13 protein-coding genes and 2 pseudogenes are annotated in these 18526 nt (G+C 60.3%); 2 read left to right on the forward strand and 13 right to left on the reverse strand.

The genetic code is table 11. From position 1 onward, the window contains the following. Position 1: 1 nt before the first annotated feature. Genes H0X90_RS26780 through H0X90_RS26815 form a run of 8 tightly spaced genes read right to left on the reverse strand, consistent with a single transcriptional unit; the run spans position 2 to position 7520 of the window. Positions 2-1606, reverse strand: a complete 1605-nt coding sequence (locus H0X90_RS26780) for a type II secretory pathway protein (protein ID WP_151062647.1) — start codon at positions 1604-1606, stop codon at positions 2-4. Between the two features lie 5 nt (positions 1607-1611). Further along, on the reverse strand, positions 1612-2169 hold the full coding sequence (locus H0X90_RS26785; RefSeq protein ID WP_196438305.1) for a toxin co-regulated pilus biosynthesis Q family protein: 558 nt from the start codon (positions 2167-2169) through the stop codon (positions 1612-1614). 2 nt (positions 2170-2171) lie between these two features. Further along, positions 2172-2567: a lytic transglycosylase domain-containing protein gene (locus H0X90_RS26790; RefSeq protein ID WP_062911873.1), complete on the reverse strand. Its 396-nt coding sequence runs from the start codon at positions 2565-2567 to the stop codon at positions 2172-2174. Positions 2568-2593: 26 nt separating this feature from the next. Then, a complete protein-coding gene (locus H0X90_RS26795) occupies positions 2594-3859 on the reverse strand; it encodes a TrbG/VirB9 family P-type conjugative transfer protein (RefSeq protein ID WP_196438306.1) in 1266 nt (421 codons plus the stop codon). After that, entirely contained in the window at positions 3856-4662 is an 807-nt protein-coding gene (locus H0X90_RS26800) for a transglycosylase SLT domain-containing protein (RefSeq protein WP_196438307.1), read from the reverse strand. The genes H0X90_RS26795 and H0X90_RS26800 overlap by 4 nt, the downstream gene beginning before the upstream one ends. Then, the gene (locus tag H0X90_RS26805; RefSeq protein ID WP_196438308.1) at positions 4659-5924 is read right to left on the reverse strand and encodes a TrbI/VirB10 family protein; all 1266 of its coding nucleotides are present in this window, start codon (positions 5922-5924) and stop codon (positions 4659-4661) included. Before H0X90_RS26805 ends, H0X90_RS26800 begins: the two co-directional genes overlap by 4 nt. Positions 5925-5931: 7 nt before the next feature. Next, the gene (locus tag H0X90_RS26810; protein ID WP_196438309.1) at positions 5932-6807 is read right to left on the reverse strand and encodes a TrbG/VirB9 family P-type conjugative transfer protein; all 876 of its coding nucleotides are present in this window, start codon (positions 6805-6807) and stop codon (positions 5932-5934) included. After that, positions 6804-7520 carry a type IV secretion system protein gene (locus H0X90_RS26815; RefSeq protein WP_062911797.1) on the reverse strand — a complete coding sequence of 239 codons (717 nt, stop codon included), beginning with the start codon at positions 7518-7520 and terminating at the stop codon, positions 6804-6806. The genes H0X90_RS26810 and H0X90_RS26815 overlap by 4 nt, the downstream gene beginning before the upstream one ends. A gap of 2063 nt (positions 7521-9583) precedes the next feature. Between H0X90_RS26815 and H0X90_RS26820 the strand changes: the two genes are divergently transcribed. Further along, positions 9584-10465 (forward strand): replication initiation protein, encoded by an 882-nt coding sequence (locus H0X90_RS26820; protein ID WP_151062654.1) that lies wholly within the window; start codon positions 9584-9586, stop codon positions 10463-10465. Between the two features lie 117 nt (positions 10466-10582). Here the strand turns inward: H0X90_RS26820 and H0X90_RS26825 are convergent, their stop codons facing one another. The 3 genes from H0X90_RS26825 to H0X90_RS26835 form a co-directional block, all read right to left on the reverse strand. Beyond that, entirely contained in the window at positions 10583-11614 is a 1032-nt protein-coding gene (locus H0X90_RS26825; RefSeq protein WP_151062655.1) for a ParB/RepB/Spo0J family partition protein, read from the reverse strand. Then, a complete protein-coding gene (locus H0X90_RS26830; RefSeq protein WP_151062656.1) occupies positions 11611-12270 on the reverse strand; it encodes an AAA family ATPase in 660 nt (219 codons plus the stop codon). Before H0X90_RS26830 ends, H0X90_RS26825 begins: the two co-directional genes overlap by 4 nt. A gap of 1067 nt (positions 12271-13337) precedes the next feature. Further along, positions 13338-15491, reverse strand: a complete 2154-nt coding sequence (locus tag H0X90_RS26835; RefSeq protein WP_196438310.1) for a phage integrase family protein — start codon at positions 15489-15491, stop codon at positions 13338-13340. Positions 15492-16027: 536 nt separating this feature from the next. On the opposite strand from H0X90_RS26835, the gene H0X90_RS26840 reads away from it, so the two are divergent. Next, positions 16028-16681 carry a hypothetical protein gene (locus tag H0X90_RS26840; RefSeq protein ID WP_081059396.1) on the forward strand — a complete coding sequence of 218 codons (654 nt, stop codon included), beginning with the start codon at positions 16028-16030 and terminating at the stop codon, positions 16679-16681. A gap of 139 nt (positions 16682-16820) precedes the next feature. Here the strand turns inward: H0X90_RS26840 and H0X90_RS26845 are convergent. Both H0X90_RS26845 and H0X90_RS26850 read right to left on the reverse strand, forming a co-directional pair. After that, positions 16821-18077, reverse strand: a pseudogene (locus H0X90_RS26845) (IS3-like element ISBmu11 family transposase); the annotation flags it as partial. 34 nt (positions 18078-18111) lie between these two features. Beyond that, a pseudogene (locus H0X90_RS26850) lies at positions 18112-18399 on the reverse strand (IS3 family transposase); the annotation flags it as partial. Positions 18400-18526 lie beyond the last annotated feature (127 nt).

Consider the following 18526-nt stretch of genomic DNA (forward strand, 5'->3'; position numbering starts at 1 on the left):
ATCACATCGACGGGACGACCGTCGCCTTCAGCATGATGATCTGGAACGTCTTCGCCTTGTTCCAGCTACCCGTGATGCCTGCGATGCCGGTATTCGTCGTGCTGTCGGCCTGATCCGTGATCGCGCCATACAGGACGATGGTCTGACCGTCCGACAGGGCAATCGTCTGGTCGTCCTTCGTGCCAACCGTATGTGCGAGCTGGATCTGCTGCTGAGTCTGACCAGACCCAGCGCCCGCGCTCGTAAACGGACCGTTGAGTTTCGAGCTGTCCGCCCAGTACGCGAGGACGATCTGGTTGTGATCGTTGACCGCGGGCAGGACGTTCACGAAATCGCCCGTGGTGATGGTGCCCGGCGTCAGACCCGGCACACCGCCGGACGTCGCCGTCAGCGAGCCGGACGACGGCGTGGTCGATCGCAGGTAGTCGTCGCTCTTGAACGACGCGACCGAGACCGGCAGGCCGTTGAGCGTCATCTTGGTCATCGTGTTGTCCTGCACCGTTCGACCGTACTGGTTCAACGCATTCACGACCGCATTGGTTCCAGAGAACGGCGCGTCCGGGCGCAACACGGAGACACCGACCGAGCCGCCACCCGTGGCAAGCGACGTCGGTGAGGAGAAGCTGATCGCGTAGCGCGCGAGGCCGGCATGCATCGCATTGAAGACAACGTCCGCGTTCATGCCCGCCTGGCTGCCCCGGTTCAGCGCGATCTGGATCGTGCGGACCGTGATGGCCACCTGACGCGTCGAGATCGCGTTTTCGTGCTTCAGCAGCTTCCCGATGTTGTCGGCCGCTTCCTTGGTGTCGTACACCATCACGAGCCGGCTCTGCGGGTTCACGCTCACCCTGCCCATGGGCGATTTGAGCTTCTCGATTTCGGCCGTGATCGCTGCGATCTGATCGAAGTCGCCTTCGCGCCCCGTCGATGTCTGCGCCGAGAACGAACCCGTGTTGCCGCCGGAGCTACCTCCACCGCCGCTACCCGACTGATTGCCGGTCGACGTGTCCATGCCCTTGCTCATCGTCGATTTGATCGACACCTTGCCGGGGATCGCGGCGATCTGGTACATGCGCGTGACGAACCGACTCACGTTGATCGTGCTGCCATCGAACGACCAGTCGAGACCCAGGTCGGTCGTCATGTTCTTCATGTACGTACCGGACCGGCCCGTGAATGCCTGTCGGTAGACCGGCTCTTCGGTTCTCGCGGTATTGTTCTGCCCCTTCGACTCCGTTTGGCCCGGCACCAGCGAGTCGCGTGGCACGAATACGTCCGGGCTCAGATGCACCGGGTAGCCCGTCGCGGTCGAAATCAACGTCGCGATCTGCTTGATGCCGAGGTTCGCGGGAAGCGTGACCGTCTTGTCGCGGAATACGGCCGGCAGCGTCGCTTCGTACGCGAGCGGCACCAGCCGGTCTCCCAGAAACGCGGTCGGCACGTCCTCGACGAGCGCCATCGGCGCGGGCCCCTTCCCAAGCGCGTCCGAGATGGTACGGTGTGCAGCGTCGTAGCTGTCGTTGACGTCCTGCTGCGTCACGGCGCAGCCTGCGGCCATCAGCGCAGCTGCGATCGCGACAGCGGATTTCAAAAGGTGAACACGCATGGTTCTCAGTCCTGGCAGTTGCCCGCGCGTGCGATCACGCGGATGACGTTGTTCGAGTGGCGGCACGCGCGCGTCGGCGTGCGCATGTGATTGGTCGCCTTCATCACCTGCTGCAGGACGGAGGTGAAGTCGCCCGTGAAGGACGCGTTGAACTCGAGCGGCAGGTCGTCGTCAATCTTCCAGGCGAGCTGCCAGCCCTGCTGCTGCAGCCAGCGGTCGAGCGCATCGCGCAGATTCACGTCTGCCGGCGTCACTGAGAACGTCAGCGTGCCGCTCGCGGCCGGCGCACCCGCGCCCGGCAACACGACAGCGGCGACGTCGGTAGACGGGGCCGCTGCCATGCTCGTCGGCGCGGAGATCGGTGCTGGCTGCAGCTGTGACTGCCTCGAATTCTCTACAGCAGCCGGTTGCGTCTTCGGCGCAGAGGCGAGCACCTGCCAGCCGTCCGCATCGATGGACTTCGCGGCGGGATCGGCCGCAGCGTGTGCCGCGATATGCAACACGGCCAGCGCCACCGCAACAAGCGCGCGCATCCGCGCCAGATTCGAATGTGTCTTCTGCATGGTTACCGGCCCTGTTGCATAAAGCGGCGATAGATCGCGCTGGCGTAGACGAGCTGCTTGGATGGCGTAACCGCGTTGTAGGCACCGACCGCCTTCCAGTTCGGGCCGAAGCGGCGGACGTTCGACGCGAGGATCCACGCGCCGACGTAGGCACTGACGCAGCCGTTGAAGAGATGCTCACGACGGATGCCGTAGCGCGCCAACGTGGGTAGCCAGGACGTGTTGATCTGCATGAGCCCGATGTCCTCGCTGCCGTTCGTGTTCCGATTCACCGCATTGGCCCGCATGCCCGATTCGTGCTGCGCGATCACACGCAGCAGCCGCGGATTGACACGGTGAAATGCGGCCGCGTCATCAAGGCAATCTGCGCGAGCGGGCAGCACGGCGAACGCCATCATCGCGGCAACGATCGATACGATGTGCTTCACGACGTTGGCCCTCCGCTCGCCTGCAGCGTTGCGTCCGGCGTTTCGCGATAGACGACTTCCTTACGGCGCTTGACGTGAATCGTGTTGCCGTCTGCGGTCACGGTGAACAGATCGGAGGTGCCCTCAAACATGAAGTAGCGGCCCTTCTGCTCGCCGATACCCAGGTTTCGCGCATCCGTCACGCCGACCCGCACAACCGATTCTGCGAACTTGAAGTACGTCCGGCCCTCCCGGTCGAACACGGCTTCGAGCTTCGCCGGGTTCGGTTGATCGAAGTCGTAGACCGTCTTCGCGTCCCGCGTCACCTCGACGCGGTTTGTCGCATCGGACACAATGAAACGTTCGGCGCGGTCGATCGTCATCACGCTCTTGGCCTCGTCCCAGCTGGTACGCAACGTCTTCCCGTCCGGTGTCTTGAACGTGACGGCCTTCGCCGGTTTCGCCGTGAAGCGGATCTGCATATGCGTGTCGTCGCCATCCCGGATCGCCTGAGCGCCAAAGCGTTCAGCCAGTTGCGACACCGGCGGCGGTTCTGCCGTGACTCGCGCGACGACGCGATTCAGGCTGGCTTCGTCGGCATCGGGGCCGGCCGACGCATAGTTCAACGCCGCTGACTTCGGCGGGTCGCGATGCAGCCGCACGTGCCGCGCGCCGAAATCGACATCTGCGTACAGCCCGGTTTGCGTCATCAAGCGATCGAGCGCCTGCATCCAGTTCTCGCCGTCGCGCGTCGCGAACAGCTCCGAGGTCGTCAGATCAACGTCCTTCTGCGCGGAACCCGTCCAGCCCTGCGGGACGAGCGACTTGACCACGTTGCCAACCGGCATCGACGCATGAAGCGCGCGGACCGGCGCGAGCGCTGAGCGCGTGCCGATCAACACCAATCGGTTCGTGAAGCCATCGAATCCGGCTGGTTGATCATCCTTCATCGCAGCCAGTGCGCCGGTGCCGCCGATGAAGGTGTTCGCCTTCTTCCACCGGGCTGTGGCCGAATGGGCACCGACCTTGTACGTGATCGACGCCGGCGTGCCTTCCACGACGACGTACGGGCCTTCGGTATGCCCCCCTTCGGCGACGATGACCTGGCCCGCCCGCGGCTGGATATAGGTTTTTGCCCCGTCGTTGAAGATCAGTGCCGGCCGCTCGGAGATGCCGCCGAGGATGTCGTAGTCGAAATCGAACGGGTCCGTGTTCGCCGCCGATGCGGCCACACACACAATCGCCGACGCGACGCACGCGAGAATCTTGGTCGTGTGCTTCACAGGCCTGCCTCGATCAGGGAAAGTTGTCGAACGAACCGGGCAAGGTACGAGCGACCGGGATTGGGATTCGCGCTGTGGTAATAGGCAACCGCCTTCGCCACCGAGTCAGTTCGCGCAAAGTTCTCGGTCAGAATCGCCTCGGCGACCGCGACGTTGGTCGCTGGCGCGAGCGCGTCCCATGCCGAGGCGAAGCGCTTGCCGTGGTAGCACCAGTTCACCTGCATGAGGCCGACGTCGAAGTCGCATCGCTCGCGCGCGAGCAGCGTCTCGATCGCCTTGTAGGCTTCTTCGCGCGACTTGAAGAAGAAGCCCTGCCCTTCAAAGTTCAGGGTCCATGGCCAAGCACGGCCGCGGTAGTTCGATTCATTCAGCGCGATGCCCGCGAGGATCTTGGGATCGACGTTGGTGTGCAGCAGCTCGAATGGGACGACCGCACGCGAGCACGCCCATCCACCTCGCCGCTCCACAAGGGCTGCCTGCGCACCGTCATCCAGCACGGGTGGCTGGAGCCAGCCGCGGTCGATGAAAAGGTCGTCCAGTGCGACATCGCGGCCGTCGATCGAGACCGTGAGGCCCGCTTCGCTCGAGCTGCGCACGGGCTGGCCGATCAACGGCGATGCCCATTCGACGAACGCGTCGAGTCCGCAGTAATAGACCGGCTTGCCCGGCAGCATTGCCACGCGGCGCACCGCGCCATCCTGAATGACGACGCTCACCGGGCTGATCACCTGCGCGATCACCGCCGAATGCGCGGCTGCGCTCGCCAATGCCACTACGGCCGCGAAAGCCATGCGCTTGATCATCGGGGCTCCCGGTACGGCTCGAGCACCATGTCGCGATTGATCTTCATCATGAAGTGCCGTTTGCCGGGCTTCGACGAGATCGTCGGCGGGATGTTCTTGTACCGATCGAGCACCGACTGGGCGGTTTGCGCCGCGATCTGACCGCCCGTGCTGCCCACCGTGGTGACGCCAAGCGGGCCAGTCGTCGTGCTCTGGTCGCTGTTGGAGAATGCTTTAACCAGGATGGCCGTCAGGAACGAGGTCGAGTAAATCTTGATGAAGTGGTTGTTCACGTCACCACTGAAGCCGGCCGTGCCATCGCCGTCTGCACCTTGTGCGCCGTACAGCGGCACGTGCTTGCCGTTCGGCAGCCGCATCTCCGCTCCGGCAACGAGAATCGACTCCTGCCCCGGCTGAATGTCCGAGCTATAGGGCGCAACGATCGTGGTGCCCCACGGGATCACCAGGCAACGCCCGTCGCCATTGTTCGCATACACATCGCTTTCGACGATCAGCGACGCAGTGCCAGGACGATCGGAGTTGAGCGCCTCGTTCGAGAGAACCGGAATCTTCGCTGGCGGTGACAGCGTGCAGCCTCGCGACTGGCCGACAAATCCGGTTCGCGCGAAATCCTTGTCGCCTTCGCTCAGCTGCGCGACGTCGTGCATGAACGCGTTGTCGCGCTGCTGCGTCGTCATCGGTCCCGCAGCTTGCCCGCCGCGCGAAGCCAGAGCAGCCTGCGCCGTCGCTTCCTTCATCGCAGCATCCTGGGCCGCTGCCTGCTGGAGCAGCATCTGTTGCGGCGAAATGATGCCGTTCGGCAGTTGCGGCTGTCCTTCCTTGACCTTGACGCCCGCGCGGAAGATCGGAGAGACGTAGATACTGTCCTGGTCGTTCGCAGCCTTCAGCTCCGCGGTACTCGCGCTCGGCAAAACGGCGTCGGCCGAGAGCGTCGGCTTCTTCGCGTTCGCGGCTGCAGCCGCGCTAGCTGCGGCTGCGGCTTCCGCAGCGCGCCGACGTGCTTCGGCCTGTTGCTGCTCGATGATCTTGTCGACGTCAGCTTTGTCGGCGTTGCTCTTGTCAACCGCTTCGGCCGCTCGTTCGCGCTTCGCTTTCAGCGCTTCTGCCTCTGCCTTATTCGCTTCGACGGTCTGCGTGTAGAAGCCGAGCGAGCCGATGCCGAGGGCCGCAATCGCGCCGATCGCAATCATGACGTTGCGGGGCACCTTGCCCTTGAACAAGGCTTTCTCTTCCGGACTGGTCCGATCTATCTGCTTTGCCATACCGCCCTCAGAACCCAAACAGGCCGCGACGGCCGCGCGTGATCGTCACTTCCTCGCCCGGTCGCGTGAGCTTCACTTCGTCAGCCAGTCGCTGAATGACGATGTACGGCCCACGGCGGATGAAGTTCGGGCTAACAATGTCGCCACCGTCGTTGATGGTCGGCACGGCGAACGGGGTACGCGGCGGCATCCGGATCCAGATGAACGTGCCATCGTCGAAGACCGTCTCGGGCTTGAGCGAGCTCGTTCCAGAAACTGTGTATTCGAAGTTCAGCTTGTCCGGCGGCACGCCGATCGGCCCGGAATCCGATTGACCAGCTTGGTCAGCATCACGATCGTCGCCCGCGGCATTCGCGCGCGGGCGCACTTTCGCCATCAGCGAGTTCGGGTAGTTGAAGCGGACGTTCTGATAGAACAAGCCGCCGAGCGGTGACGAGACGAGCGTCAGCTCGTACTCGCGCTTGTTCGTGCTCAGATGCAGGGTGTTGACGAGGCCGGGCTTTGTCGGCTTGACGTACACGTGGTTTGCGCCGTCGGTATCGATGACCCACTGGACCGAGTCGCCCATCGCCGGCTCGCTGATCAGGCTCTCACCGCGCTCCAGCTCGATCGTCGTGAGCTTGAGTGGGGCCGTCATCACGCGGTAGATCTGGTCGCGGCTGTACGGAAAGACAGCCATGCGCGCATCGCCGGGCATGGTGATGGGATCGGCGCCGGAGTTGTATGGATTCACCGGGTTCATCGCGTCGCCGATGATGCTGCCGACATCGAACCCGGGAATCGGCGACACAGGGTTCGCCGCACTCTTTGCAGCGAACGCATTGACCGACGCTGCGATCAACGCGAGCGCGCCCCAGCTGAGAAGGGAACGTGTTCGTTTCATGCGCCGGTTTTCTGGAGGGTGAAGAACGGGTAATAGAGGCCGTACGGATTCGTGCCCAGCACGTCCTCCGCGGTCGGGGGGATGATCTGGTAACGCATCGTCAATGCAAACCGGACGTCGACAGGCTTGTCTGTCGGCGATTGACGCGTCGACGTCGTGAATTCGACGACGACGGTCGAATCCTCCAGCAGCGAGACGTTGGTGACCTTCGGCTCACGGACCAGCTTCGGATTGGTCGTGATCTGGTCGAACGGTTTGTCGTCGCTGATCCACGACGCGAACTGATTCTTCGCGTTGCCGACCATCTTGGCTTTGACGGCGTTGATGTTCTTGGCGAGGCGCGAGGTTCGGATGTCGTCGGTGAGAACCGGCTCGATCGTGAACCAGTGCTCGACGTCCTGTTTGATCGCCGTGCGCTTCGCCTGATCGTCGGGGTTGTACGCGGCCAATTGCTTGACCAACGGGTTCCCGCCGGCATCCGACGAGACACCATAGGCGCGCACTACCGACGGCGGCGGTTGCCGGGTGTACACCGCACCACCTGCGATGATCGCGAGGATGAAGCAAAAGGTCTTCCAGTGATTGGCTTCGATGCGCAGACGCGTCCCCTGGTCGAAGATGATCTTTTCGGGATCGTCGTTCGAGTAGTGGCCGGGCGCCGGTGACAGGGCGACCTGCTTCTTGCTACGGGGAAAGAGTCGAGGGAATCGCATCACGGGGTTCCAATTGGGACGGATCAATTGGAACAGCCGAGGCGACAACGGCTCGTGGGAAAAGAGCCGTTATTTCAGGGACCTTTTCGCGACGGCTAGGATTGCCGGCCACGGGCGCCAAGCCGCGCAACCGGTTGCGGGGCATACGGCAAAAAGCCCTATGAAAATCGCGAGCTTTTCGGTCTTGCGTTTACTACTACGTCGATAGAATCAGTGCACTGTCGTTGCACGCGTTGCACACCTCACTATGGGGGCGATGAAACGGCGGTCATTCGCAAATCATTGTTTTCGCACGATTCTTGACCCAGTCCTCGCTCGAGGAATCCCGGGGCCGCCCCTCAACCGGTTGAGAGGCATTTTTCAGAAACAACAACAATTGACGATCAACGATCGTCCGCTCCCATGACCCTTTCCAATTCGTGTAATAGTTCGGCCGCTGACAAAACAGCCATCCTGAGAGGTCGCTCAGCCGCGATCGCGCGACATGACGATCTTCGCGGGGCGAGCTCTCCCCCCGTAGTACTGGGCAATTTCTATCGGGAGCAGTTGGATCAGCAGCTTTGGCCGAGTCAAGCAACGCTCGCTGCGGACTTCAACGTGTCGAAGGCCATGGTCACACGGTCTATCCAAGCCTCCCTACTTCCTCCCGAAGTGATCTCCTCTTTCGGCGGGCCATGCCAAATCTCATACCGGACAGCAGAAATCGCTACGAAATTGATCCGTGAAGTTGGTAAGGATATTGTCACGCGCAGGGCCCTAACCGTGCCCGCCAACTTTGCTCCATCGAAAGTAATATCGATCCTGTCTACGGGCAAAGTTCAAGCCGAAGACGGTGTCGAACTTCGATTGTCGCTAGGTCCGAACGGTAGGCATCTCAGAATCGATGCGCGTCATATCGACCTCGTGGTTCCCCATATTCCTCTACTGCAGGATCTGTTGAACACTCTCCTTCCGTCGGTCCTTCCGCGAAGACGCTGACGACGCTTTGCGGGTGGGTGACAGATTCCGACCTCGAAGCACTTGCCATACGATCGGTGACATTATCCGACCCAGTACTTTCGGCAAACTGCCGGAACGAGAGAAGCCACGAGAGCATATGGTGACGGTTTCCGACCCAACGGCTGTCGAGGGGTGACATTTCCCGACCCGAGGCAACCGTCGTCAAAGGTGACAAATTCCGACCTGCTGACTTACCACGAACAGTGACAAATTCCGACCTTCCGACGCGCGGGTCGCGAAAGTGACGTTTTCCGACCCGGTGGGCTACACCGAAAGGTGACACGATCCGACTTGCGGGCGACGTCAATGGTGACAAATTCCGACCCGTTTTGATGTTTTGAGAAGTGACATATTCCGACCTTAGACCGCCGCTCTGTTCCCCTCTCGGACGCTGGGCTTCGGGCCAAAAGTGACGTTTTCCGACCCAAGATCGCTTCCGTTCTATGACTTTTTCCGACCCGCGAGATAGCTTCTCTGACGACGAACCGCCCCACGTTATAGGAGTGACTGTCTTAGCTTGCAGTAAAGGTGACGTTTTCCGACCCGGCACCCAAGCTAAGGGTTTGCACAGGGGCTTGCTCGGTTGAAGGTGAGTGAGTACTTAGTAGCTTTCGGCCATTGAGGTCGGAAAGCGTCACCTTTAGCGCTGGCAAACATGTGCTTGCGACCAATCAAGAGTGGTTCGGGGGCGCGACAGGCGCATTGGGGTCGGAAATTGTCACTTTTCAGATGTCCGGCGAACGCCGGAGGTCGGTGTAGGGGTGGATTTTGTTGTATAGAAGCAACTTTCTAACGGTGCTCTTTGTAAGACAGTTTGTAGAACCGTTTGTAAAACCTTTTGTAAACGCTGTGCCCTGCCTCGCACAGGCTTGTCAGTTAAGGCTTTGCCGGGTGTCACAGTAATGAAACTGTGACGTTTGCCGACCTAGAGGTGACGCAATCCGACCCTAAGTAGACACAATCCGGGCCGGCAGTGACAAATTTCGACCGTTATCCACAACGGTGACTTGCAGCCTGGCCATGTCACCTTATAATTGTGACACTCACCGCTGAAGGTCACCTTTGTGAACAAAAAGGCAAAAAACCAGTCCGAGCCCGCTCAGGTCGAGATCGTTGAGATCGAGCCTCTCAAGATCGAGCCGTTGGACGAACCGCCTCTGGACGGTGACGGCCGAGTGCGGGGCACTGTTGCCATGAGTCGCGCGCTGGTCAATGCGCAGCAAGGGCTGACCCTCAACGAGAAGCGAGTCATGATGGCGGCGCTGCGATGCATAGACAGCAAGAAGTCACCATACTTGCATGGTAAGGGTAACGGCTATGTGAGTGTTCGTGTACGAGCCGACGAGTTCGCCGCCCTTGCAGCACTTGCTCCGCGGTCGGGTGAGAAGCAGGCAACCGCTGCGTATGAGGGACTGAAGGAAGGCTGTGCGAGCCTTCAAAAGCGCCAACTGACGTATATGGATGGCCCGAGGAAGGTAGTACTGAATTGGGTGTGGAAGGCGGTTTACCACGAACGAGAAGGATGGGCAGAGGTTTCCTTCTCTCCGGATTTAACGCCCCATATCTTCATGTTGCAGCGGCGGTTCGTCTCGTATCAACTTGAGTTTGCCCGAGGGCTACAGTCACTTTACTCGTGGCGGCTCCTCGAACTATTGATGCGCGAGCGGGATCGAGGCCGGCTCCTGATAACGTTGGAAGATTTCCGGCATGTGCTTGAAATTCCTGCGACGTACCGCTTTGCCGACATCAAGCGTCGGGTAATTGAAACCGCCGTGAACGAGCTGAACGCAAAGGCAGACCTTGTGATTTCCTGGACACCGGTGAAGCTTGGTCGCGCTGTGAATTCGCTCGATTTCAAGTTTATCCAGAATCCGCAAAGCCGCCTGGCGCTGGACGGTGAGTTGCCCTTTGAAGAATCCAGTGCGGCGGCAACTGCCGGAAGCTGAAGCGCGACCGTCCCGCAGTAGTTCCGTCGCGCTACATTGCTTTGGGGGACGGCACGGAGTGAATGCCAGCTAAGCTGCGGTGCCTAGCCGGCAGACATACCTAGGTATCGCACGTCCCTACTTCAGTTGATGACCGTCTTCGGCAAGGAGCTTTTTGAAGGCGGCAACGTATGCCTCGGCTTTTTCGGCCGAGCCTAGAGCGAGGTCCAGACGGACCTTCCCATCGCCCCACTCCTTGATCGCACCGATCTCGGCCCCGTCAACAGTGGACACCTTGTACTGTCGCGAAAGGGACTTACGTGGGGCTCGGCCATTCTCGAGACTTTCGCGGATAGCCTTCACCTTCTGGAACGGCAATTCCTCGTCACGAATGCGCTCCGCGAATGCCAAGGTGCGCTTCTCGTCCGATGCCTTTAGGAACAGGGTGAGTTCGTAGCTAGTCGATAGGCCAAATTGTTTGGGATGCGAACCGATTACGTCCAGGACGGATTGCGGCAGATCCAGGAGCGCGAGGATTTTGCTGACCTTGGATTTGCCCTCCTCCACCAAGACTGCCAGTTCGTCATTCGATTTTGCATGACCTTGATCGAGAAGCTTCTTGTACCCGAGTGCGACGTCCAAAATGGTTTCCTGCTCGCGCTCGTTGTTTGCGGCTCGCGCAAGGCGGTAGAAATCGATCGGATCCAGGCCTTCGAGAAGCTTCACATCCAGCGTCTCGGAGCGATTCCTGAGCGCGCCAAGCTTTCGGAACTGGCCGTCGATCAAGATTGCGCGATCCGGAAAGTCGGGGTGGCGTCCGGCGAGCACAGGGACGAGTTGGCCATCTCGCGCCATTGAGGCTGCGCGTGCGGCGATGAGCTCTTCTTTGTAGATCGTGCGACTGTTAAGCGGGTTGTCGTCGATATGACTTATTGGCATCGTTATGTACCGCGCCTGCACCTTCCCCGCTTGTTCCAGGCTTGCCAAATACGCTTCTGCAGACGATCTTGTCGGGGCAGCGACGTTCTCCGTGGGCTGATCCAACAGGCTGCTTCGACCGCTCAATGCCTCATCCACTCGGTCGAACCTCGAAGGTGTCGCCGTCTCTCGCATTGTTTTGTCCCGCTTTACGCCGGCATTAATCGCAGCAGAGAAGTCCTTTTTGCTCATGCTTGCACCTCAAGAACTTCGAGAATTTCGTCAACAAGATCATTCAGTTCTTTGTGGGCCGCTTTGGCCGAGCGGAGTTGAAGGACTGTAGCCCCAGATACCTCAGCTTCCTTGTATGCGGTCCGGAAGCCGAGCTTCGTTTTAAGCATGGGAAGCTCATCGTCTCCAGCTGCAGCTTCAAAGATCTGCTTCACGATCGTGACGTTCTGGTTCATGTTCGCGAAAGAACGGAGCTTAAGATCCGGGTTGCGGATCTGGGCCTCCATCCCCAGTTTTTTTGCCTCCTGAACCGCCCAGAGATTGCCGCCCGATGCTGCGATGGGAATCAGTCCCAGATCGGAAATGAGGAGGGCAACCGAAGGCGCTGCCGATTTAATGGCGGGCGGACAGTCTATGACGATAAAATCATAGTCATTCACGTATTTTGCAATCTCCCGATCCGGCCGGGGACTTAGCGCTAGGTTCGAGATAGCCGCCGGGTACGGTCGATCGTCCGGCGCCGCGCCGACTGACAGTGTTGCGGTGCCCTGCTCATCCAAGTCGACGAGCATGGTCCGGTGGCCTCGCAGGCCCAAGGCGCCTGCGATATTGGTCGAGGTCGTCGTTTTTCCCGACCCTCCCTTCTGATTGAAGACGGCAATAATTTTTGCGGCCATGCGTTCTCCTCATGCAACTAGTGCTCGGACAGGACCAGTTTCTACGTAGAAACTGCGCGCCAAGCGGCTGCCGGGAATATTAAGACGACATCAGGAAAATATCAAGAAAAACGACGTGATTTCGAGAGGTTCTAGAATCGCAGCAACGACTCAGCTGAAACTATAGTTTGGTGTGCGCCGCCCCGGAGCAGTTTCTACGTAGAAACTTAGGGTGTGGCCAGCGGCGTCTTTGGTGGCCTGACTTTGTGGTGGAGGAATCTGCGAATTGAACGTAAACGGGCAGTCGCTGGCGTCCAATATTTTGAGTCGCGTGCAGTTTCTCACCCATTGTGCTGCCTCCCTTCGGGCAGTTTCTACGTAGAAACTGCGATCGCGTACTGCGGGCGCACGCAACGTTTTGCGGCGGGGAAGCTTATGCGAGGCGCGTCGGAGAGGACTTTTCGGACCGATGGGAGGGATTCAGTTACTAAAAACCGGCTGAGATAAGCGATTACAGACCGCAACCCATCCATCGCTCGCATATTGACCGCGCGGAATGCTCGCGGCCCAAGTTTCTACGTTGAAACTACGGGCAATGCCTTTGGTGCGGTACCAGGGGCAATTGCTATCTGGCGCTGGCCCTTCGAGTTTCTACGTTGAAACTGTCACGAGCTTGCACGACGGAAGCGACAACGAACTGCTTTGCCAGCGGAAGGAATTGTGCGGATTGCAAGTGATACGTCGTCGTTTGGGATCATGTGCAAAGTTTTTGGTTTTTCTTATATACTGATTTTCTGCTGCGCACCCGTAGATGGCCGCGGCGTACTCTCGATCGCAATGTGCGGGATTATCTGGGAGATCGGTGGCCTGTAAGGGCGGAAGTCGGAGATAATCTGGTAGTTCGACAATTCACACGGAGCTAACTCCAACTTAATCTTGGAGAAGTCGACGGTGGGACGTCATCGCTCCCGATGCTGGTGTTTCGTCAATCACCTTCAGAGTGGCAGCCAGATCAGTAATATTGGCGTCGCAGCTTCTTCCAATTCTGGGCGACTCCCCATCAAGCGACTTTGATAACCCGAGCTGCACTAAGCTCCAGCTAGTCTAAGGAAGGTCTCAGCCTCTCGGTATTGGCGTCCAAGCTCCGCAGTCGCATAGATCGATGTGGTGTCGAGCGAATCGTGACCGGCGAAATTCCGCGCACTCTCGAGACTCATCCCATTGGCCAGCGCATGCGACACGAAGGTGTGGCGTAGCCAGTGCGGGCTGGCTGCGCTGAAGGCACGCGCGTGCGGCGAGTCCTCACGCAGTGCTGCGGCGGTCGCCGTCGCAAAAAACTGCCTAACCGCCTTATAAAGTTGGATCGGATGGATCGGCCCGGTTTGCCGCGCGCGCGCCGCGAGTTCGGGCGTTGGATCGGTTTTGCTTGCCTTCGCCGCGCGCCGGATCCGGCCGATCTCGGCATTCGACAGCAGCGCCGGGATCAACGGGGTGGCGGCAGGGCAGGCGAGGGGATCGCGCGGCAGCCCGCGCGATTCCAGATAGTCGCCCATCAGATCCAGCACCGCCGGCACCAGCGGCACAAAGCGCTCCTTCGCGCGCTTGCCAACCACGCGCAGCAACCGAATCGTGCCCAGCTCAGGGCCGGCGTAACGCTCCTGCACGTCGTCCGTGAAGGCCCCGCACAACTCGGCACGTCGCAGCCCGGTGCTGTACGCAAAGCTCAGCACGAAGCGCATGCGTGTCGCCGCGGCCGTGTCCGGCATCGCGTCGAGGACGCGCATCGCGAAGCGCCAGGCATCGGAGGTCAGGCCGCGCTCGATCTGCAGACGCGATTTCGCGGCGACGCGCCGCTCGTTGCCGGCGGCGTCGTGTGTCGACCCAGTGAACACGCGCACCTTCGCGAATGCGTTGTGATCCAGATACTGCGCGTCGACCAGCTCGCCGAAGAATTTCTTCAGCGCGGACAGCGCATCCTGCCGGCTTTTGATCGACAGCGGCCCACGGAACGGCCGCCAGCCCAAATCGCCGCGATGCGCGGTGCCCGTCATGACCCATTGGCTGGCCGGCTGCGGATCGACCAGGAACCCGTTGATGTAGTCGCGCGCATCATCGGTGTCGAGGCTCGACAGCGCCTTGCGCTTCACGAAGATCGCCCACAGCAGCAGCCGCTCGGCTTCGGTGCGGTAGCGCTGGCGCGTATGTGGGTTCTCGTAGTCGGCGAGCCAGAAATCAATCGCCTCGCGGTCGTTGTTGGCGCGACTGTTGTTCCTGACGAGATTGCGGTGCGTGCCATGCGAGCCGTCCAGCTCGGGCGGCAGCAAGAAGCGCTCGAGCGGCACGATCGCAGTGACGGGACCGGCCGCGGCCAGCTGCGGTCCCGCCAGCGTGCGCTCGGACGGGTGGATTTGCACGCCGGCGGCGAGCTGCAGGCCGGAGACGTCCCCGTAGTGCGCGAGCCACGCGGTGATGCGACGCGCGCCGACTTCGCCCAGGCGCGGCACGCGTCGGTACCAGCGGTAGCCGAGCGCGTTGATCGACTCGACCAGCTTGCCGATCGTGGTGAGGCCGACGTCGGCGAGACGCAGCGCGACGGCGGTATCGAACCAGCCGAGCACGTGGTGCTCGGGGCGTGGATCCTCGACCACCAGACGCGCGAGCGCCTCGAGCGCCGCCATTTGTCGCGCGCGCAGGCGGGCGTTGCGCTGCTGCCGACGTAGGGTCGCGCCGGCGTCGGTGTTCGCGACGGCGTCGGTGTTCGCGACGGCGTGCCGGGCGGCGAACAGATCCAGCAGCTCTTTCTCGGTATAGAAGCCGTCCGGATCGTGCTCGGCGGCGAAGTCGTCCAGCGATGGCGTGGATTGCGCCGGCGCGTCGGCCGCTGGCGTCGCGGCAAGGGCGGCCGGACGAATCGCAAGGAGGCGCGCGGTCGCGAAGTCCTGGCGCTTGCGGGCCGCGGCGACGAAGGCCGTGACCAGCCAGGTGCGGGTGGCGGCCGCCTTGCGCGCGTCGCGACCAAATTCGAGGTACTGGTCGGCCAGCTCGGCGAGATCCAGTCCTTCCAGATAGCCGCGGAAGAAGGCAAGGTGCTGCAGGCCGATTCGGCGCGCGGCGGCCGCTTCGCGGCGTGCGGCGCGCGAGCGAGACTTGCGGCGGGCAGCCGGCGTGGTCGCGCGGCGCGGCGTGGCCGGCAGCTCGCGGAACTCGACATCGAGCACGTCAGGATCGTCGGCGGTCGTCATGGGCGGATTCGAGAGCGGTACGTAAAGCGTGTTGTTTGATACACATCCTGCGGCGTGCGCCGTTTCGTCCGATGAAGTAAAACTTCTACTGGCCCGACGGAGCCGATCCATGCGGAACGTGGTCGGCCGGCCTCAGATGAACAAGATTCGCTTCTCCAATTTCGGAAAGAAGAGTCGAAAATCTCGATATGGAGAAGGCAATGTTGGAAATCTCAGGCGGTCGACGGCATGGATATCGCAATCTCGTGGAACATCGTAAAATGAGGCGTGCTTCGCCTAACGGATTGTTTCGAAAAGGCATTTCGCGTTTCATGTGTTGATGTTTCACGGACTTCTTGAAAGAGGCGCGTTTTTTGGTGCCGAAAAACTCACTGAAAAAGCCGCTCTTCCTGTTCAACACCAGTTGGGATTTGGTTTGTATTGTTTGATACGTGTTTCGTAGTATTTTATTGATCCGTCAACGCGCCTTTTAGCCCTAGCGGTTTCCCTATCCGTCACTCCCACCTTTCGTGTAGTAAAACGTGTGCATAACTTGCATGGAGCGCGCGATGCGTTCACCACGTTTCCGAAAGGCGGCTACCGACGTGCGTCCGTACGGCGCACATCGGTTCGACGTGTTCGGTCCCAAGGTCGGCAGGAGGCTGACGTTGTTTGGCCGAAGCGCGCTTCAGCTCTGGCTGCGGCTGGAATCCGCCCCACAAGTGGTTACCTATTGCGAGCGACCGCTGCTCGTCCCGGAGGCGAGAGGGAGTCGGGCTGCGGACTTCTGGGTTTGTACGGACTACGGCGAGCAGCTGCATCTGGTTTTGCGATCATCCGAAGCGACGATCGCTGCAAAGGGGCTTCGCGTGTATCCGGCGCTCGACGCGTGGTGTCGGGCGAACGCAATGACGGTGCACACCATCCTCCCGAATCAACTCGATGATCCCGAGCTGCTGTGCCAGAACAGGCTCACGATGTTGCATTACCTCGCGGCGAACACCGCAGCAGTCGGAGATGAATTTTCCCGTGCCATCTCGACCGCGTGCGATGGCGGCTTGACGCTGGCCGAACTGGAACAACGGTTTGACGCCCTTCATCCTGAACTCGTGCGTGCCGTCGCGTTTTCATTGGTCCTGAAAGGCATGCTGGACTGCCCAACTATCGCCTCACAGCCTCTCGGACCCAATAGCCGCTTGGTGACGCCATGAGATCGATTGCCTTCGGGACGCTACGCTTCGATCGCCGCTCCATTCCCGCTGAGCTGGTTGACCTCAGCCAGTGGCCCAGTGCTGTTGATTTCCACCGAGTCTTAACCCACCGGGGATGCGGCTATTTTCTTGGACTGATTTACGTTGCTAACCCAAGGCTTTCACGGTACTCGATGGGGCTGAGATAGCCAAGGGAGCCCTTGATCCGTTTCTCGTTGTACCAGCGAACGTAGGCGTCCAGTACCTCAACGAACTCCGCGATGGTCGTCGAACGCCAGTCTCCTGGATAGAACATCTCGGTCTTTAGCCTGCCGAAGAATCCCTCACAGGCCGCGTTGTCCGGTGAACAGGCTTTACGCGACATGGAGCGGATCAGCTTAGCCTTCGCAACCCGCGATAGCCAGCCAGGCCAACGGTAGTGGCCACCCCGATCGGAATGCACGATCGGCGTCTCGTCGTCCTCGGTCACGGTCTCGATAGCCGCATCTAACATGGAATTCACGAGCTCTGCGTCGGGGCTTGTGCCAATCGACCAGCTGACTACCATCCCATCGAAGCAGTCGATCATGGGCGATAGATATACCTTCCCCGCAGGAATCTGGAACTCGGAAATATCCGTCACCCACTTTTCGTTGGGGGCGTTCGCGTGGAAATCGCGATTGATGATGTTATCTGGGGCAGGGCTGATTTCCCCGATATAAGAGCGATATCGGCGCCGCTTGGGCCTTGCTGCGTGGAGGCCGCCTTGTTTCATGAGGCGACGCACGACTTTCTCCGATAGAAACACTCGTTGCCTGCTAAGCGCTGCTTGCACCCGACGATAGCCGTAGGATCGGTGATTGTCCTCGAAGATCTCTGCAACGGTACGACGGACATCTGCATATTTGTCGGCAACCCGTATGGGCGACCGATGATAAAAATAGGAGCTGCGCGCCAGGCCCAACCGCTCAAGCAGCTCAGTCAAACCGTATTCTTCTCTCAGGGCGTCAACCAGTTTCGTCTTCTCCCGATTGCTCAGGAGTGGCAGGTCGACGCCCAGGTCTTTTTTTACGAGTTCATTCGCCTTCTTCAACAGGTCGTGTTCAAGCTTCAGATTGCGAATGTCGCGCCGGAGCTCTTCGACCTGCCGCTCCAGTTCGTCCCGATCCGTCTCTGATGGTGATCCCTTGTCGCGCTTCATGGATGCAGGGGCCCCTCGGCCGAGTAACTGGTTCTTCCAGTTGTACAGCGACACCCTGTCGACGTCCAGCTTTTGCGCCACCGCCTGTGCACTTCCTTCCCGTGTGCACAGTTCGTACACCGCGAGCTGCCTGGTCGCCAATGACACGGCCGGTCGGCCTGCCTTGCCAACCACGCGTTTCCTGGTTTCCGGATAGCGCTCGCGAACCCACGCCGTCTGAGGTCAGACGGAATTCGTGGAGGCCAACGGGTTAAGCAGCGATCTGATTCAGATAGAAACGCTGCGTGAACGCGACAGGCGATTGGTAGTTCAGACGCGCCTGCGTGCGCTGCCGGTTGTAGAAGATCTCGATGTATTCGCTGATCGCCAGGCGTGCCTGCTCACGTGTGGCGAAACGTTGATGATAGATCAGTTCATTCTTCAGCGTTCCCCAGAAGGATTCGATCGGGGCGTTGTCGTAACAGTTGCCACGGCGGCTCATCGACGCGCGCATGTCAAACTGGCCGATGAGTGCTCGATAGGCGAGCGCGCAATATTGCTTAGGTTCAAGGAGTCGTCGCAACATCCATCGTTATGTTGCGGATAACAGTTCGTGGAATGCTTCCGCTGGCGTTTTCCATCCGAGCGTTTTACGTGGTCGAGAGTTCAGTGTGTTCGCGACCGCG

Source organism: Burkholderia sp. 9775_39 (assembly GCF_015712225.1).
GTDB lineage: Bacteria > Pseudomonadota > Gammaproteobacteria > Burkholderiales > Burkholderiaceae > Burkholderia > Burkholderia cenocepacia.